Genomic DNA, 18321 nt, shown 5'->3' on the forward strand with positions numbered 1-18321 from the left:
TCTATTTCTCCACCTTGAAGTCTTCTCTTTGTTTTTCATATTCCAAATAGGCCCCTTCCAGCGGCTGAATATATTCGATACTGATGGGGCGATCTTTTAATTTTTGGCGTACATCCCTTTCAGAGTCTGCTTCTATAAACAAAGCGACTGTATTTTCGCGAGTTGGAACCTCCGTGTTTGATTCTTGATAGTAAACTTTGTAAATCAATGTACTCACTCCTTTGCCGTTTTTAGTAACTTTTTCTATTATATAAAAAGTTATTAACTTTTTCATGCATTTTCATAGCGCTAAATCATTTCCAATAATTTACACAAAAAAAACTGTTCATAAAGATAGCCCTCCCAAAAGAGAAGGGCGGTGCCAAAAACTAAGCGATAGACTTTTTGCGTAATAGGTCTTTCCACTGTTTTAGGAGCTTTTTTTTAAGCTTCTTTAACATAGTGGATCACTCCCTTGCCTTTATTGTACTACAAACTTGTCCAAAGGAAAAGCCGCCCTTAAGATGGCCAGCATTGTCATTTACGTCTCTCCCACATTGGTTTATATACTGTTGATAGTATATGGAATTGACCGAAAAATTTGCATTGCCCGTGTTGGAACATTTAACCTATTTGACAAAATGGTGCTTGTAGTTTACCTTAACCATCAAGTAATGATTCTATGTGAGGAGTTTGAGTGATGAGTAAAATAGTCTTTTTTGACATAGACGGCACATTGTTGGACCATGAAAAAAAACTACCCGAAAATACGAAAAAAGCGATTCAGTTGTTAAAGCAAAGCGGGGTGTACACTGCGATAGCAACCGGGCGGGCTCCGTTTATGTTTGCCAATTTAAGGGAAGAATTAGAAATCGAATCTTTTGTCAGTTTTAATGGCCAGTATGTTGTGTTTGAAAACGAAGTGATCTATCATCGGCCTTTTTCTGTTGACCAGATGGAACGGTTGGAAAAAGAGGCAAATGGCAGAAATCATCCGCTCGTATTTATGACTGACAAAACGATGAAGTCGAATATACACCATCATCGCTATATAGAAGAAAGCTTGGGCACATTGAAATTTTCACATCCGGAATACAGTCCTCATTATTATCGAAATCATGATATCTACCAGGCGCTATTGTTTTGCGAACCTGGTGAGGAGGCTTATTACGAAGAACGTTTTCCCGACTTTCGTTTTATCCGCTGGCATGAGTATTCAGTGGATGTACTACCTGCAGGCGGTTCTAAAGCGGAAGGGATTAAAAAGTTGATCGCAAAGCTTGGCTTTCGTATTGAAGACGTTTATGCGTTCGGTGATGGATTGAATGATATCGAAATGCTTCAAACAGTAGGCACGGGCGTTGCCATGGGAAATGCATTGCCTCCTGTAAAAAAACAAGCGGATATCGTCACGAAAGATGTGGCCGAGGATGGAATTTATGAAGGATTAAAAAGGTTGCAGCTTATTTAAATCATCTTTCCCAAACGGCGACTGACGTCGACCTCTAAAAAAAGGTTGTACCCTTTCCATTTTGGCTATGGATGAAAAATGATCCGCAGTCTTCATGGAAAGGGTTGGCCTTTTGACAATTTGACTGTTTTTCTAAACGGAAATTTCTTTTGATTTGAACAGTAACGATTGATCTTATTTTTTCAGCGCGTAATTGCTACTGCATTGTCAATAGGTGCAAATGGATTTTCTTTATTAATATGATCGTAAAACATGATACCGTTAAGATGATCAATTTCATGCTGAAAAACAATTGCCGGTAGACCTTTTAACCGTAATTTGATTTCATTTCCTTCCGAGTCATACCCTTTTACAGTCACTCTTGCATATCGAGGTACATAGCCCGGAATCGGTTTATCTACTGATAAACAGCCTTCTCCTGAAGCTAAATACGCTCTTTCCACTGAATGGCTTATAATTTTCGGATTAAAAAGCGCATAGCTGTAAAGTTTTTCATTTTCGTCTTCCACATGGACAGCAATCATTCTTTTGGAAACGTTGATTTGCGGCGCTGCTAGTCCAATGCCTGGCCTTAATCCGTATCGTTCGGCGATTTCCGGATCTTGGCTATTTTTTAAATACTCGATTAAACTCTCTAGTATTTTTTTATCTTCATCGGACGGCGGCAGTGAAACTTCCTCAGCGACTTTTCGCAAAGTTGGGTGTCCATCACGAATGATATCTTTCATGGTTATCATGAAAATTCCTCCTTTCGACAGAAATTTACAACTGCCGTAATTAAGTCTAACAAATGATCATTCATTTGTTAATGGTTTTGTCCCGCGCGAAAAGCGATTTCTATCCATACTTCTAAATTCTCAATGGTCGAATCAACCAATTATAATTTAATAAACGCTCACTGTCGATAAATGACCTCTAAAACCAGTATACGCTTCTAGTGAAACCAGATTTCTTCCTTGGCTCCATATATGGGCAGAAATGAGGAAGAAGTGTACAACAGCTGATTTTGAACCGGAAACAACGCCGTATTACTTCTATATAACAGAAAGATTTAAACGAACCGTGTTTATAAAACAGATTATTATATTTGAATAATACAGAAAGAAATAATGAAAGAAAAACTGCTATTTTGTTTGACTTTTTAAAGAAAAAAGGTTTAAACTAGGTTCGTAAAATGAAAATTGTACTAATGAAAATACGGAAAATGAATGGTACAGTTTGCGGTGCTTTTTCATACTTAGGCAGATTCACTCATAACCATCGTCATCGTCGGGGTTAGGAACTGTTATTTGGGGGTATTCTGTTACTAAATATGAACATTGTTATGGAAGAAAGGAAGAGGTGACACGAATGAGTGCTAAAGCAAACAAGGCACCACTTGATGTGAAGAAGAAGATAAAAGCGATAGAAGATCAATTTGAAATGTTTCAAATTTTAAATGAAGAAGGAAAGGTCGTTAACGAAGCAGCGCTTCCTGAATTAACGGATGAACAGCTTCAAGAGCTGATGCGGCGGATGGTATTTACACGCATTTTGGACCAACGTTCCATTTCTTTAAACCGTCAAGGCCGGCTGGGCTTTTATGCTCCTACGGCAGGTCAGGAAGCTTCTCAAATTGCTTCCCATTTTGCTCTCGAAAAAGAAGACTGGATTGCCCCTGGATATCGTGATGTACCGCAGATTGTATGGCATGGTGTTCCGTTATCACAAGCGTTCCTATGGTCTCGCGGACATTATATGGGAGGACAAATGCCTGAAGGAGTTCGTGCACTTCCTCCACAAATTATTATCGGTGCTCAATATGTACAAACGGCAGGAATTGCACTTGGATTGAAAAAAAGAGGAGAAAAAGCTGTAGCTGTTACATATACAGGTGACGGAGGTTCCTCACAAGGGGATTTCTATGAAGGAATCAACTTTGCGGGCGCGTTCAAAGCACCAGCTATCTTTATTGTTCAAAACAACCAATTTGCGATTTCTACGCCAAGAGAAAAACAAACAGCAGCTAAAACCATAGCTCAAAAAGGGGTTGCGGCAGGAATCCCAAGCATTCAAGTGGACGGAATGGATCCATTGGCTGTTTATGCGGCTGTGCGTGATGCAAGAGAACGTGCCGTTAACGGAGAAGGACCGACACTGATTGAGACGATTTGTTATCGTTTCGGACCTCATACAATGTCAGGTGACGACCCAACTCGTTATCGTTCATCTGAACTAGATACAGAATGGGAAAGAAAAGATCCGATTGTACGTTTCCGCAAGTTCCTTGAAGGCAAGGGATTATGGAACGAAGAAATGGAAAATGAAACAATCGAAAAAGCAAAAGAAGAAATTAAAGCTGCCATTAAAAAAGCTGACGAAGCTCCAAAACAAAAAGTGACCGATTTGATTTCTATTATGTACGAAGAGCTTCCTTATAACTTAAAAGAACAATATGAATTATATAAAGAAAAGGAGTCGAAGTAAGCCATGCCGCAAATGACAATGATCCAAGCCATCAATGATGCGTTGCGTACGGAATTAAAGAATGATGAGAACGTTCTAGTTTTTGGTGAAGATGTCGGCGTAAATGGCGGGGTTTTCCGTGCGACAGAAGGCCTTCAAAAAGAATTTGGAGAGGAACGGGTATTTGATACACCGTTAGCGGAATCCGGAATAGGCGGTTTATCCATTGGGCTTGCTCTTCAAGGATTTCGTCCTGTTCCTGAAATCCAATTCTTTGGATTCGTCTATGAAGTAATGGATTCCCTGAGCGGACAAATGGCTCGTTATCGTTACCGTTCCGGCGGAAAATTTTCTATGCCTATCACCGTTCGCGCTCCTTTCGGCGGAGGCGTTCATACACCAGAATTGCACGCAGACAGTTTAGAAGGGCTGGTAGCCCAACAACCTGGTCTGAAAGTGGTGATCCCTTCCACACCTTATGAAGCGAAAGGGCTCTTAATCTCAGCCATTCGTGATAATGATCCAGTCATATTCTTGGAACATATGAAATTGTATCGCTCTTTCCGTCAAGAAGTTCCTGAGGGTGAATATACGATTCCGCTTGGGAAAGCAGATGTGAAGCGTGAAGGAAAAGACATTTCCATCATCGCTTATGGAGCAATGGTACATGAAGCATTAAAAGCTGCTGAAGAACTAGAAAAAGAAGGATACTCTGCAGAAGTAGTTGATTTAAGAACGGTCAGCCCTCTTGATGTGGAAACGATAGTGGCTTCCGTTGAAAAGACAAATCGGGCGATTGTTGTTCAAGAGGCACAAAAACAAGCAGGTATAGCTGCAAATGTTGTAGCGGAAATTAATGAAAGAGCTATTCTCAGCTTGGAAGCTCCTGTTCTTCGTGTAACTGCTCCGGATACTGTATATCCTTTTTCACAAGCCGAATCGGTATGGTTGCCGAACTTTAAAGACATTGTCGAAACTGCTAAAAAAGTGCTCGAATTTTAATGGATGACCGTTATGAGGATGGGTTATGCTCCCCTCTTTTACGGAACTAGACAATTTTTAGGAGGGTGAATACATTGGCATTTCAATTTAAATTACCGGATATTGGTGAAGGGATTCACGAAGGTGAAATCGTTAAATGGTATGTGAAACCTGGAGATAAAGTAAGTGAAGACGACGTACTTTGTGAAGTGCAAAACGACAAAGCAGTGGTTGAAATTCCTTCTCCGGTGGATGGAACGGTAAAAGAAATCCTTGTTGAAGAAGGAAATGTTGCGGTTGTTGGAGATGTATTAATCACATTTGATGCGGAAGGTTACAGCGATGACAATGCCGCAGAAGAAAATCAAGGATCAAAAGAAGAAACTCCTGCCGAAAAATCTCAAAACGTACAAGAAGCAGCAGCAAAACAAGAGGCTCCTCAGCCTGCTGGCCAACCTGAAAAAGTGGATTCCGATCGTCGTGTAATCGCGATGCCATCCGTTCGTAAATATGCTCGTGAAAAAGGCGTGGATATTCGTCAAGTAACTGGTTCCGGTAAAAATGGACGCGTATTGAAAGAAGATATCGATCAATTCTTAAGCGGAGGAGCACAACCTGCAGTTTCAGAACAAACGACAACAGAAGAAAAAGCTGTCGAAGCAGCCGCTCCTGCCCAAACCGTCGTTTTGGAAGGAGAATTCCCTGAAACTCGCGAAAAAATGAGTGGAATTCGCAAGGCGATTGCAAAAGCGATGGTTAATTCCAAACATACTGCTCCACATGTGACTTTAATGGATGAGGTAGATGTAACCAAACTTGTTGCTCACCGCAAAAAATTCAAGGAAGTGGCAGCTGAAAAGAATATCAAGCTTACATTCCTTCCATATGTAGTTAAAGCACTCGTGAGCACATTGCGTGAATTTCCAGCTTTAAATACATCTCTTGACGATGAAGCAGGGGAAATCATCCATAAACATTATTACAATATCGGTATTGCAGCTGATACAGAACGCGGCTTGCTTGTCCCGGTTGTAAAACATGCGGATCGTAAATCGATATTTGCTATTTCTGCTGAAATACAAGAACTTGCTACAAAAGCCCGTGAAGGAAAACTTTCTCCAGATGAAATGAGAGGAGCCTCTTGCACAATCACGAATATCGGTTCTGCTGGAGGACAATGGTTTACGCCTGTTATCAATCATCCAGAAGTAGCTATTTTAGGAATTGGAAGAATTTCTGAAAAACCTGTAGTTAAAAATGGTGAAATTGTAGCCGCACCTGTGTTAGCATTATCATTGAGCTTCGATCATCGTATGATTGATGGAGCTACCGCTCAATATGCGCTGAATCATCTGAAGCGTCTATTGAACGATCCAGAATTATTACTAATGGAGGCGTAATCAAAATGGTAGTAGGAGATTTCCCAATCGAAACAGACACTATTGTCATCGGCGCAGGTCCTGGGGGGTACGTCGCTGCAATCCGCGCTGCTCAATTAGGGCAAAAAGTAACCATCGTTGAGAAAGAGCATGTCGGGGGCGTATGTTTAAACGTCGGCTGTATTCCTTCAAAAGCGCTGATTTCAGCCAGCCACCGTTATCATGATGCGCTGCATTCCGATTCTCTTGGAATTAAAGCGGAAAATGTGACAGTTGACTTTTCCAAAGTACAATCTTGGAAGGGAAGCGTTGTCAAAAAATTAACGGGCGGCGTTTCAACCCTTTTAAAAGCAAATAAGGTTGAGATTGTAAAAGGTGAAGTGTATTTTGTCGATGCGCACACTGTTCGGGTGATGGACGAGAAATCAGCCCAAACATATACATTTAAAAATGCGATTATCGCAACAGGTTCTCGTCCGATCGAAATTCCGGCTTTCAAATTTTCAAAACGCGTGTTAAATTCTACTGGAGCCCTTGCACTTGAAGAAGTTCCTGAAAAATTGGTTGTCATCGGCGGAGGATACATCGGAACGGAACTTGGAAACGCATTTGCCAACTTTGGAACAAAAGTGACGATTCTTGAAGGCGGCGACGAAATTCTTCCTAATTTCGAAAAACAAATGTCTTCCATTGTCAAACGCAATTTGAAGAAAAAAGGTGCTGAAATTTTTACAAATGCGTTGGCAAAAGGTGTCGAAGAAAAAGAAGATGGCGTCGTAGTTACGTATGAAGTAAAGGGAGAAGAAAAAACGATAGAAGCTGATTACGTACTTGTAACAGTGGGCCGCAGACCTAATACGGATGAATTAGGACTTGAGCAAGTCGGCATTGAATTAACAGAAAAAGGTCTTATCAAAATTGACAAACAATGTCGTACTAATGTTCCAAACATTTATGCTATCGGAGATATCGTTCCGGGGCCACAGCTTGCACATAAAGCTTCTTATGAAGGAAAAATAGCAGCTGCAGCTATTGCTGGACAGCCGGATGAAATTGACTACTTAGCTATTCCTGCAGTTGTATTCTCGGATCCCGAACTAGCAACAGTAGGATATACTGAACAACAAGCGAAAGACGAAGGAATCGAAATTGTGGCCGCTAAATTCCCGTTTGCAGCAAATGGACGGGCTCTGTCGCTTGACAGCACGGATGGATTCTTGAAATTAATTACCCGCAAAGAAGACGGTCTTGTCATTGGTGCTCAAATTGCGGGACCTGGAGCTTCGGATATGATTGCTGAATTAGGATTGGCGATTGAAGCTGGTGTAACAGCAGAAGATATTGCCATGACTATTCACGCTCACCCGACATTAGGGGAAATTACGATGGAAGCTGCAGAAGTGGCTTTAGGCACACCAATTCATATTGTCAGATAACCTGTTCGGATAAACCCTTAGCACGGTTCAATGTGCTGAGGGTTTTCTCTTTTTTCTAGAGGTTTTAATGAAATATCGTTTTTCCGTTCATATAATAAAGTAATACAGTCGAGAGGGCGTAAGTATCAGTATGTAACAGAAAAGAGTGGACGAACATGGCATTTTATTTCGTTTTTTTGCTGCAATTAATCATTTGGAGCGGTTACATGTTAGCGGCATGGTTGTCTGAAGGTGACCGTGCTCGCTTTCAATGGTTGATGTTTTTGGTTTTTCTCTATTTGGGGATTTTAGTGGCGAAAAAATTTATTCCTTCCAATAAGAATGTGATATTAGTTACAATCTCTAGTCTAACGGCATTTGTGCTTATCCAATATGCTCTGGATATAGTGTTTCAAACTCCTTTTACACTATGAAACACATAAAGGGTCTACACATTTATTTTTAATGTGACATACAAAATAGGCTTGAAAAAATAAATGTGTTATATTATTATAGATACATAGAGATGAACCGATTACAAACTTACACGAAAGGAAGTTGGAAGATGGGGACCATTGTTTGCAAGTCCTGCCTCTCAACCATTGATCATTTTGAAGATGAAAAAGTAACCGTTTTATATTCTGATTGTGGCTGCAACGAAGAAGAAGAATTGGACGACTAAGTCATATTCCCTTCTAATTTCAGTTTTTCATTCATTTATCATCATCACCTTTACTTTCACATAGAATGCCCGGCATATTTTATGCTGGCTTTTTTTTTGCCCATTTTTCTGCTATGTGTGGAAATTGCTTTGGCTGAAATGCTTTAACACAGTCTGCCGACCTAATTTTAAAAAGAAAACGTTTATGACTATGGTACGACCTAACGCTATTTACAAATTTCACTATACATTTTTCCCAGTCAAGCTAAGAGGTTAAGCTGATGGTGCCGGCGAATTTTAAATCAACGATACAATAGATGAGAGAAATGTAGACAGGAACGTCATTTTTCATCTGTTCAAACAGAAACGAACTGAAGTGAAAACGATCGATTGGAAAAATAGATTTCTTTAAGTATGGGAGTTTTTAAAGGGGGGTGTTTTTCAAAAAAACGGAAGGCATTTCACCTTCCGTTTTTGAACGCTGATCATTCAGAAAGGAAATGAATGGACTTTCACAATAGTCGTCATCCAATACCGAAATTTATCTTTTTCGGGGTCCATTGTCGCATAAAGCAGCTATCGTTTTGACGTTATTTACGAATTATTATGCTGCTGTCTAATTGGCGGCTGTGTAATAAATAGCCGTTTTTCGGTAAAGTGAAGGTCCATTTGAAACTGAGAAATTGAATCTAGCGTATAGCTTCGAATTCTTTGATGACTCTTAATGTTTTTAATTCCGGGTCTTCCGGGCCTTGGACAGGCAACCCCGCTTCCATGTTTTTTCGAATATAGGCTAAATTTTCTTCTGTAATAATTTCTCCGGGTATGAAAATAGGAATACCTGGAGGATAGACCATCACAAATTCAGCTATGATCCTACCGGCTGATTTTTCAAAAGGAATGATTTCTGTCTCCGCGTAAAAAGCATCCCTAGGGGTTAGGGCAAGATGGGGAATATCCGGCAGTAATACTTCTATATGCTTTTCTTCCGCATCATGTTGAAACGTTTCGGATAAATGTTTGAGCGCATTGACTAATATGGTTCCTTCTTTTTCTGTATCGCCGGGTGTAATGATGCAAAGGATGTTATATAAATCGGATAGCTCCACTTCAATTTGATAAACCTCACGAAGCCATTTTTCGGCATCATGTCCGGTGATTCCTAAATCTTTTACGGAAATAGTCAGTTTTGTCGGGTCGTAATCAAAAACAGCTTCTGAGTCGAGAATTTCTTCGCCTACACAATACAAATATGGAATTTCATTTATTTGTTTACGAATGTTTTCTGCTAATGCGATCGTTCGGTCTAAAAGTTCTTTTCCTTCGGTCGCAAGACGTTTCCGTGCGACATCCAATGAAGCGAGCAGCAAATAAGAAGTTGACGTTGTCGTCAACATGCTCATGATCGATTGGACTTTATTAACGGAGACTAAACCTTCCCGAATGTTTAAGATCGAGCTTTGTGTCAAAGAACCGCCTAATTTGTGGACGCTCGTAGCTGCAAGATCTGCCCCGGCTTGCATGGCCGAAATAGGTAAATCGTCATGAAAATGAATGTGGGCGCCATGGGCTTCATCCACTAAAACGGGAACGTTGTAAGAATGGGCAATCTCTACAATTTTCTTTAAGTCTCCGGAAACGCCGAAATAAGTAGGATTTATGACTAAAACCCCTTTAGCGTCTGGGTGTTGTTTTAACGCTTTTTCCACTGCATCGGCAGTAATACCGTGTGAAATACCGAGACGGCCATCAATTTCCGGGTGGATAAAGATCGGAACAGCACCGGAAAAAATGATAGCGGACATGATAGATTTATGAACGTTTCTAGGAATGATGATTTTATCGCCAGGTCCACAAACGCTCATGACCATTGCCATAATGGCGCCGCTTGTTCCTTGAACGGAAAAAAAGGAATAGTCTGCTCCGAATGCTTCGGCTGCCAACTTTTGCGCCTGATGAATCACGCCTTTTGGATTATGGAGGTCATCAAGTGGAGCAATATTAATCAAATCAATGGATAACGCATTTTCGCCGATAAATTCTCTGAATTTCGGATCCATTCCCGCTCCTTTCTTATGGCCGGGAATATGGAACTGTACAGGATTTTTTTTGGCATGCTGGACTAATGATGTAAACAATGGTGTATCAAACTGGGACAATTCAACAATCACCTCTTCATGTAAGCTAAAACAAATGAATTATAGCATGGGAGTTGGGATTTTCCTAGTTTTATTTGTAACCAATTGTGAAAAGAAAAAGGACTTTGAAGGGTCAAAGTAGAATAAATAAGAGTCGGGAGGGATTAACTTGAATTGGGAAACTCGTGTAACAAAATTGTTAGGGATTCAATACCCGATTATACAAGGCGGATTAGCCCATCTTGCCTATTCTGAACTGGCAGCCGCCGTTTCTAATGCTGGTGGATTAGGTCAAATTACGGCCATGTCGTTAGAAAAACCGGAAGATTTACGGGAGGAAATTCGGAAGGTAAGAGGATTAACTGATAAACCGTTTGGAGTCAATTTTGCGATTGGGCAGCACAATCGTTCTTTTTCACATTTTTTGGAGGTCGCTGTAGAGGAAAAAGTGCCGGTCATCACCATGACAGGCGGCAATCCTGCTCCTATTTTCGATCAGCTTAAGGGAGTAGATGTGATTAAGCTGGTCTTAGTAGCGGCTGTACGACAGGCGCAGAAAGCGGAAGAACTTGGCGCCGATGCAGTTATGGTCGTCGGCCAAGAAGGTGGAGGGCATTTAGGAAAGAATGACATCGGAACATTCGTATTGACGCCAAAAGTAGTTGACAACGTCAGCATCCCGGTCATTGCGTCAGGTGGAATTGGCGATGGCAGAGGGCTTATGGCTGCTCTCAGTCTTGGAGCTGAAGGGATTGAAATGGGTACAAGGTTTATCGCGACAAAAGAATGCGTCCATGCCTCCGAATTATATAAGAACTATCTTATTCAAGGGACTGAAAATGACACAGTAGTGATTAAACGAACTTTAGGCGCGCCTGGAAGAGCCATTAAAAACAGCTGGACAGAAAAAATTTTAGAAATCGAAAAACAAAATGGGGGCTATGAACAGCTGAAAGATTACATAAGCGGTGAAGCCAATAAGCGTTTTATATATGAAGGAAAAGCGGATTCCGGCTTTGCTTGGGCCGGGCAAGTGATGGGATTGATCAAGGACGTTCCGTCTGTCAAAGAGTTAATAGAAAGAATGATTGGAGAGGCGGAGGACATTCGCCGAAAATGGGCATACTAAAGTTAGCAAAACAGAATAAGCAGGTGGAATAATATGAAGGAATATTCTTATCCGTTTTCATTTGATTGGTCCACTCAGGAAGTCATCGATGTGATCAAATTTTTTCGAGCTATTGAAGAAGCTTATGAGAAGGGAATTGAACGAGAAGAGCTGATGGCTGCTTATCGCCGCTTTAAAGAAATCGTTCCGAGCAAATCGGAAGAAAAAAAGCTTTGCAACGAATTTGAAGAATCGAGCGGCTATTCTTCTTATCACGTCGTCAAAAAAATGAAAGCTTTAAAACCGGGCGATAAGGTGTACATGGACCAAAAGTAGTCATAACAATAGGGCTAGGCGTCCATTCTACCGTTTTAGATCCTGCAACTTTGGTAGAAGGGGCTTAGCCCTTTGTAGTGATGTTAAACCTATCGATCATGAGGTGTTTGTCCATCTTAGGGGATTTGAAAGGAATCATTGAAAACTTTTGCGTGATGGGGTCTCCTTTTTTCTCGTCTGAAATAAACAGATTTACCGCAACATCATTATGTAAACCACGTTTTCTTATATCAGAATAAGCAATTTTTTTATTTTAGCTAAAGCCGAACAATCCTGTTTTCTACGGATGCGGCACACTATTTGTCGGTTGAAATCGCCGTTTGTCTGTATGCCAGTTTGTATAGAGGGATTAATTGTACAAAGACATCCTCAATCGTATTCAAAAGGTCTGTGCTGTTTAAACGTACGGCTTCATCTTTGGGAATATGCAAACCGCAAAGAGCTTCCGCTTTTTTGACGAATTGGAGTCTTTCAAACAATTGAACCAGTTGTTGGTCGGACAATTCGTTCGATTGGATGACATTTGGTTTCGTGTGATCATCGGACCATACAAAATGCGAAGGGATCCGTTTTCGAATCGCAGATACTTCATTTTGAAAAGAAGCGCCGATCTGATCTTTATTGGGAGCTTCATTTATGACAGCGAACCAGATAAATAAATGCGTTTCCCAAAGGCCGATTTGAAAATGAGGGAGTTTTTTGTATCCACGTTTACTTGAAGAAAAAGCAACCCATGTATCATTGGGCGGGTTGATGGTACGGCGGGCATGCTTTGCCACATGATAATGCATTTCATCTCCCGTTAAGGTGCTAAGCGTCGGTGCAAAGTATTTCCCTAAAAATTCGAGTTTTGGACGAACGAGTCTTTTGATCGCCTCCATTCGGGCATCCAAGCCAGGAATTTGAAATACTTGAAAATCTTCATTCGAAAAACCGGTAAAGTTCATCTTTGTCCCTCCTTAAAGATTGAACATATTTTATCATAAAGGGCTTTGAAAATTAAATTTTCTTTTAGGCAGCGAGACATTTTTGTTACAAGTTATCATACCATTTCATATGATGTACTAACCATAAGTTGATTTCGAGGGAGTGTTTCTTCAATGAAACATTTGGTGAATGACTCGAAGAAAAAGAAAACACAAGAAAAGTTGGCCGTCATTCGTATGGAATTGGATTATGAATTAGCCGTTTTGTTTGAAGCTATGGAGCAAAACGATAAAGAAAAGATGGACAATGTGAAAACAAAATTACACGCTTTGCGTGAAGAATTGGTGCGGTTAGAATCGTTGTTGTGAAAAAACAGGGAAGATAAAAAGAAAAGAAGGCGGACCCGAAACGAGAGTTTAAAGGTTTTTTTTTGTGAATTTCACAACCGACATTTTTCCTTTTAAAGGAGTGATAATTAAAAGAAATGAATGCTATGGAGTTCTGATTGAAAAAATAATTTTAAAGAAATGAAGATTGAAAGAGTGAGAGCAGCCGTCTAATATTTGGTAAGATAGAAATAACAAATGCATTTCCCAAGTGAAGATCAACGAAAGAGGAGATTGAAGAGGTGATTTGCATAGCAGGGATCTTTTGATATTCTAATCGCTTGCCATGAAGAAAAGATCGTTTTTCATAAATATCCATGATTAATGACAATGATGACAGATGTATCAGTTAGGAGGGATTAAGTTGGTATTTTACTCGAAAAAAGGACCCGTTAGTTCCATCCTGACATGGCTGTTAATCATTGGAAGTATCGCATTGCCGATAGCTGTCCACTTAGAGTTAGGTACTATAGCGGAGAATCTAACTGTTGCGGACAAAATTTTATTAACAGTCATCTGTAGCTTATTTACATTCTTTTTGCTTTCAGGATGGTTCCATACATTTTACATTTTAACTGACAAAGTCTTAAAAGTTAGAGGAGGAATTTTTAGTTGGACAATTCCTCTTGAAGAGATTGAAGTGATTACTGAGTCTAAAAATCCTCTAGCGGCACCAGCTCTATCACTTGATCGTTTACAAGTAGTGTACGGGAAATCGAAGTTCATCTTAATTTCTCCTAAAGACAAATCGTTATTTTTAAAACAAATAAAAAAAATGAGACCAGACATAATCATTGAAGTTAAACGGTTTTAGGTTATGTACAAATTTGCGTAAAGAAACCGTTTTACAGTTACATATTGATTGAAGAAGCCATAGAGAAGTATTAAAATGAGTGGAAGAAATAAGTATTAGAACCAATGACGAGCAAATGAAAAGAAACTACCCTGCAGAAAACAAGGTGGTTTTCGGTTTATACTTTACATAAGATTCTGTAGGCTTACAAGGCTTTTACAAAAGCTTCAACGGATTTTGTCACAGCAGCGGGACGGAATGACCTTTCTAAATGTTTGAAGATCTCATACGCCACATATACTCCAATAGGAACTCTTGGAGTTGTAACTATAAATTCTTTTGTTGATGGTAATTCCAGAACAACCTTCTTTGTCATCAATAAAACAAGCCTGCTGCTGTGGCCGGAGAACCGAATTTCCATGAGCTAATTTTGGATCCGTTTCGACAGTCTCGGAATCATCACAGTACTGTGCTGTGAAATTGGCCGGAGAGGCTTTTTAATTAAGTACATAATCGAACGTTGGCAATGAGAAGGATTATGAATTGCCTTCATTGACGCAATCGTATTTTTATCCGGTTTGGAGGAAATCGAGATGACGAATTGGAATGAAATAGATGCAAAGGTGAAACAATGGCTGCGGGAGGCAGGGGACAATATACGAAAATCGTTCACTGAAACATTGGATATTCAAACAAAATCAAATCCAAATGATTTAGTAACCAACATGGATAAAGCGACTGAACAATTTTTTATCGAAAAAATTAAACAAAACTATCCGGATCATTCGATATTGGGCGAGGAAGGGTTTGGCGATAAGCTTGAGTCATTGGATGGGGTCGTGTGGATTATTGATCCGATTGACGGGACCATGAATTTTATTTATCAGCAGCGTCATTTCGCTATATCCATCGGGATTTTCGAAAACGGAATCGGTCGATTGGGATACATTTATGATGTGGCACATGATGAGCTTTATTTTGCCGAAAAAGGGAAAGGAGCCTTTTTAAACGGCAAGCCGTTAAAAAAACTGGCTCCTGTTAAAGTGGAAGAAGCGATTATTGCTTTAAATTCTACTTGGCTGGTTCAAAATCGAAGAATGGATCCAAAGCCGCTCATTTCATTGGCCCAAACGGTGCGAGGAACGCGGTCTTACGGAACGGCAGCGTTGGAATTTGCTTATGTGGCAGCCGGTATATTAGATGGATATATCACGATGAGGCTTTCACCATGGGATTTTGCCGCCGGAAAAATTCTGGTGGAAGAAACAGGTGGAATTGTGACAAACTTAAAAGGGGAGCCGCTTAATTTGCTAGAGAATAACACGATATTTGTAGCAAAACCTGGTTTGCATACGGAAATTATGGAGCGATTCCTTCAAAATATTTAACGTAAACAAAAATTCGCTAAAAGTGCTTGCCATCCAGCACTTTTAGCGGTCACGTTTACAGTCTGCCTTCTTCTCTTCTTTTTCGTTTTAATTTAAAGCCCGTTCCCATGATGGCGAATAATAAAATAATACAAATGATGATGCCGGCCAAGCTTTGTTCTGCGATGAATATGCCAATGCCAATGATGCTGGCGGCTGCTGCAACTGCAAAAAATAAGAAAATCCATTGAATGTTTTTCATCACCAGTTAAGCCTCCTTCTCTCTCATATTTTACATAACTCTTTTTCAATTTTCTACATTCTGTGATATAATTGATGGGTTAATGGAAAAACTTTTATTTCAACGTGCAAACAGACAATGCAAATTGCTGTGGTAATAGAAAGGAAGTATTACTTTGAATAGAAGGGAAAATATACGCAACATTGCTATCATTGCCCACGTAGACCACGGGAAAACAACATTGGTGGACCAATTGCTTCGCCAATCGGGAATTTTCCGATCCAATGAGCATGTGGAAGAGCGGGCGATGGACTCGAATGATTTGGAAAGAGAACGCGGTATTACCATTTTGGCAAAAAATACGGCTGTTCAATACAAAGATGTAAAGATCAATATTTTGGATACTCCTGGCCATGCTGACTTTGGAGGAGAAGTAGAACGTATTATGAAAATGGTCGATGGGGTACTGCTTGTGGTCGATGCCTACGAAGGTTGTATGCCGCAAACCCGATTTGTCTTGAAAAAAGCATTGGAACAAAATTTAACTCCTATCGTTGTAGTGAATAAAATCGACAGAGAATTCGCTCGTCCCGAAGAAGTAGTGGATGAAGTGCTTGAACTGTTTATCGAGTTGGATGCCAATGACGATCAACTTGAATTTCCTGTCATTTATGCTTCTGCCATTAACGGGACGGCAAGCACAACTCCAGACAAACAAGGAGAAAACATGCAGCCGCTGTTTGACGCGATCGTCGAGCATATCCCGGCTCCTGTAGATAATCGTAATGAACCGCTGCAATTTCAAGTGGCTCTGCTTGACTATAATGAATATGTAGGCCGGATTGGGATTGGACGTATTTTTAGAGGTTCCATGAAAGTAGGGCAACAAGTCGCTTTAATGAAACTGGACGGTACGGTGAAATCATTCCGTGTTACTAAAATGTTCGGCTTTTTCGGATTGAAAAGAGTGGAAATTGAAGAAGCGTATGCAGGCGATTTGGTGGCGGTATCGGGAATGGAAGATATCAACGTAGGAGAGACGGTATGTCCTATCGATCATCAGGAAGCATTGCCGCCATTACGAATTGATGAACCGACGCTGCAAATGACGTTTCTTGTCAACAACAGTCCGTTTGCTGGCCGAGAAGGCAAGTATGTGACTGCCAGAAAAATCGAAGAGCGCTTAATGGAACAATTGCAGACCGATGTCAGCTTGCGGGTGGAAAGCACGGATTCTCCCGATGCGTGGATAGTGTCTGGACGCGGGGAACTTCATTTGTCTATTTTAATTGAAAATATGCGTCGTGAAGGTTATGAGCTGCAAGTTTCAAAACCGGAAGTCATTATCAAAGAAATTGATGGCGTCAAATGTGAACCGGTGGAAAGAGTGCAAATCGACATTCCTGAAGAGCATACTGGCGCTGTAATTGAATCTCTCGGATCCCGAAAAGGCGAAATGCTCGATATGATCAATAACGGAAATGGTCAAGTACGATTGATTTTTATGGTTCCTGCCAGAGGATTAATTGGGTATACAACCGAATTTATGACATTGACGAAAGGTTACGGAATTTTAAATCATACCTTTGACAGCTACCAGCCAATGCAGCCTGGAAGAGTAGGAGGTCGCCGACAAGGAGTTCTTGTTTCAATGGAAACGGGGACGGCCACACCGTATGGAATCGGCCAGGTGGAAGACCGAGGCACTATTTTTGTGGAACCGGGAACAGAAATTTATGAAGGAATGATCGTCGGAGAGCATACTAGAGAAAATGATCTTGCTGTTAATATCACAAAAGTGAAGCATGCAACCAATGTCCGTTCAGCCACGAAAGATCAAACGACCGTTTTGAAAAAGCCAAGAATTCTTTCTTTGGAAGAGGCTTTGGAATATTTGAATGAAGATGAGTATTGTGAAGTAACGCCTGAATCGATTCGATTACGTAAAAAAATCTTGAATAAAAATGAACGGGAAAAATTGGAGAGAAAGAAAAAGTATTCAGATACACGCTCTTAAGGGGGAAAACACGTGGCAGGAATGGAACATGTCAGCCCGCTTTTGGCCCTCTTGATCCAGCTTGTGGGGGTGAAGGGGGCTGTCTGGTTGTACTTCGTGATCATCATTGTGTTATCCATCCTTGTGTATAATCTCGGGTTCGCCAGAAAGCTTTCTTTTGGGAAAAATATCGTGATTTATGTTCTCATGATCATGGGCTCTTTTATTTTGTTGATATTATCCTATCAGTTGCCTGTTGTGGAAAGTCTTTTTGTCGCAGCCATTGTATTAGGCATTTACCGAATCCGTCGAAACAAGAAAGAAGCAGAAAGTGAATGATGCGATTTTCCGTTGGTTATCGAAAATAATAGATTGTGTGTCATTGCAATTGGGCGTCAGGCAGACATTGTCAAATCAAAATAAAAAAGAAGTTCCTGTATTCGGAACTTCTTTTTTATTTTGTGCCATTCATAGACTATGAATGGTTGCTCATTTTTCCTGATCGGTATAAACGGAATTTCCCGGTGGCGATTCTTGCTTTTGTTCGTTCTGTAATCCGATCATGACACTCTTGGCACATATAGGTGTGGATCGGACGGTTCCTTAGCCGTTTTGCTAACACAGAATCGTCATCCAAATGGTCAACGCGGTCGCATAAAATGCATTTTACCCTCAAATTCAACACCTCATTACCAAAT

General features: G+C 40.5%; 20 protein-coding genes. 14 read left to right on the top strand and 6 right to left on the bottom strand.

Annotated elements, in window-relative coordinates; genetic code table 11:
* Position 1: 1 nt before the first annotated feature.
* Positions 2-208 carry a DNA-dependent RNA polymerase subunit epsilon gene (locus NST12_RS05885; RefSeq protein WP_003354403.1) on the bottom strand — a complete coding sequence of 69 codons (207 nt, stop codon included), beginning with the start codon at positions 206-208 and terminating at the stop codon, positions 2-4.
* A gap of 471 nt (positions 209-679) precedes the next feature.
* Here NST12_RS05885 and NST12_RS05890 point away from each other — a divergent pair, with 471 nt between their 5' ends.
* Positions 680-1450, top strand: coding sequence for a Cof-type HAD-IIB family hydrolase (locus NST12_RS05890; RefSeq protein WP_048623063.1), 771 nt, complete (start codon positions 680-682; stop codon positions 1448-1450).
* Between the two features lie 182 nt (positions 1451-1632).
* Here NST12_RS05890 and def read toward each other — a convergent pair whose 3' ends face one another.
* Complete coding sequence (gene def, locus NST12_RS05895) at positions 1633-2187, bottom strand: peptide deformylase (protein ID WP_003354407.1); 555 nt, start codon at positions 2185-2187, stop codon at positions 1633-1635.
* A 613-nt stretch (positions 2188-2800) separates the two neighbouring features.
* Between def and pdhA the strand changes: the two genes are divergently transcribed.
* The 6 genes from pdhA (at position 2801) to NST12_RS05925 (ending at position 8352) form a co-directional block, all read left to right on the top strand.
* Positions 2801-3916, top strand: coding sequence for a pyruvate dehydrogenase (acetyl-transferring) E1 component subunit alpha (gene pdhA, locus NST12_RS05900; RefSeq protein ID WP_040341479.1), 1116 nt, complete (start codon positions 2801-2803; stop codon positions 3914-3916).
* A 3-nt stretch (positions 3917-3919) separates the two neighbouring features.
* A complete protein-coding gene (locus NST12_RS05905; RefSeq protein ID WP_003354409.1) occupies positions 3920-4897 on the top strand; it encodes an alpha-ketoacid dehydrogenase subunit beta in 978 nt (325 codons plus the stop codon).
* 74 nt (positions 4898-4971) lie between these two features.
* On the top strand, positions 4972-6276 hold the full coding sequence (locus NST12_RS05910; RefSeq protein WP_003354410.1) for a dihydrolipoamide acetyltransferase family protein: 1305 nt from the start codon (positions 4972-4974) through the stop codon (positions 6274-6276).
* 5 nt (positions 6277-6281) lie between these two features.
* Complete coding sequence (lpdA, locus tag NST12_RS05915; RefSeq protein ID WP_048623064.1) at positions 6282-7691, top strand: dihydrolipoyl dehydrogenase; 1410 nt, start codon at positions 6282-6284, stop codon at positions 7689-7691.
* A gap of 155 nt (positions 7692-7846) precedes the next feature.
* Entirely contained in the window at positions 7847-8104 is a 258-nt protein-coding gene (locus NST12_RS05920) for a hypothetical protein (RefSeq protein ID WP_048623065.1), read from the top strand.
* 131 nt (positions 8105-8235) lie between these two features.
* Positions 8236-8352, top strand: coding sequence for a GapA-binding peptide SR1P (locus NST12_RS05925; RefSeq protein ID WP_048623066.1), 117 nt, complete (start codon positions 8236-8238; stop codon positions 8350-8352).
* A gap of 668 nt (positions 8353-9020) precedes the next feature.
* Here NST12_RS05925 and NST12_RS05930 read toward each other — a convergent pair.
* A complete protein-coding gene (locus tag NST12_RS05930) occupies positions 9021-10490 on the bottom strand; it encodes an aminotransferase class I/II-fold pyridoxal phosphate-dependent enzyme (RefSeq protein ID WP_048623067.1) in 1470 nt (489 codons plus the stop codon).
* A gap of 148 nt (positions 10491-10638) precedes the next feature.
* Here NST12_RS05930 and NST12_RS05935 point away from each other — a divergent pair, with 148 nt between their 5' ends.
* Together NST12_RS05935 and NST12_RS05940 are read left to right on the top strand one after the other, a co-directional pair.
* The gene (locus tag NST12_RS05935) at positions 10639-11598 is read left to right on the top strand and encodes an NAD(P)H-dependent flavin oxidoreductase (RefSeq protein ID WP_048623068.1); all 960 of its coding nucleotides are present in this window, start codon (positions 10639-10641) and stop codon (positions 11596-11598) included.
* A 33-nt stretch (positions 11599-11631) separates the two neighbouring features.
* Positions 11632-11913 (top strand): UPF0223 family protein, encoded by a 282-nt coding sequence (locus NST12_RS05940; RefSeq protein WP_003354417.1) that lies wholly within the window; start codon positions 11632-11634, stop codon positions 11911-11913.
* Between the two features lie 296 nt (positions 11914-12209).
* Here NST12_RS05940 and NST12_RS05945 read toward each other — a convergent pair whose 3' ends face one another.
* Entirely contained in the window at positions 12210-12860 is a 651-nt protein-coding gene (locus NST12_RS05945; RefSeq protein WP_048623069.1) for a YktB family protein, read from the bottom strand.
* A 153-nt stretch (positions 12861-13013) separates the two neighbouring features.
* Here NST12_RS05945 and NST12_RS05950 point away from each other — a divergent pair, with 153 nt between their 5' ends.
* The 3 genes from NST12_RS05950 to NST12_RS05960 all read left to right on the top strand — a co-directional run bounded on the left by NST12_RS05950 (position 13014) and on the right by NST12_RS05960 (position 15407).
* Complete coding sequence (locus NST12_RS05950) at positions 13014-13208, top strand: hypothetical protein (protein ID WP_003354419.1); 195 nt, start codon at positions 13014-13016, stop codon at positions 13206-13208.
* Between the two features lie 382 nt (positions 13209-13590).
* Entirely contained in the window at positions 13591-14040 is a 450-nt protein-coding gene (locus NST12_RS05955; protein ID WP_048623070.1) for a PH domain-containing protein, read from the top strand.
* Positions 14041-14612: 572 nt separating this feature from the next.
* Positions 14613-15407, top strand: a complete 795-nt coding sequence (locus NST12_RS05960; protein ID WP_003354422.1) for an inositol monophosphatase family protein — start codon at positions 14613-14615, stop codon at positions 15405-15407.
* A gap of 55 nt (positions 15408-15462) precedes the next feature.
* Here NST12_RS05960 and NST12_RS05965 read toward each other — a convergent pair whose 3' ends face one another.
* Entirely contained in the window at positions 15463-15648 is a 186-nt protein-coding gene (locus tag NST12_RS05965; protein WP_003354423.1) for a YlaF family protein, read from the bottom strand.
* Positions 15649-15802: 154 nt separating this feature from the next.
* On the opposite strand from NST12_RS05965, the gene typA reads away from it, so the two are divergent.
* Positions 15803-17644 (top strand): translational GTPase TypA, encoded by a 1842-nt coding sequence (gene typA, locus NST12_RS05970; protein ID WP_003354424.1) that lies wholly within the window; start codon positions 15803-15805, stop codon positions 17642-17644.
* A gap of 21 nt (positions 17645-17665) precedes the next feature.
* On the top strand, positions 17666-17962 hold the full coding sequence (locus tag NST12_RS05975) for a YlaH-like family protein (protein ID WP_040341542.1): 297 nt from the start codon (positions 17666-17668) through the stop codon (positions 17960-17962).
* 136 nt (positions 17963-18098) lie between these two features.
* Here the strand turns inward: NST12_RS05975 and NST12_RS05980 are convergent, their stop codons facing one another.
* The gene (locus NST12_RS05980) at positions 18099-18299 is read right to left on the bottom strand and encodes a YlaI family protein (protein ID WP_081473078.1); all 201 of its coding nucleotides are present in this window, start codon (positions 18297-18299) and stop codon (positions 18099-18101) included.
* Positions 18300-18321 lie beyond the last annotated feature (22 nt).

It is taken from the genome of Bacillus sp. FSL W8-1127, from assembly GCF_038006725.1.
Taxonomy (GTDB): domain Bacteria; phylum Bacillota; class Bacilli; order Bacillales; family DSM-4216; genus Bacillus_O; species Bacillus_O smithii.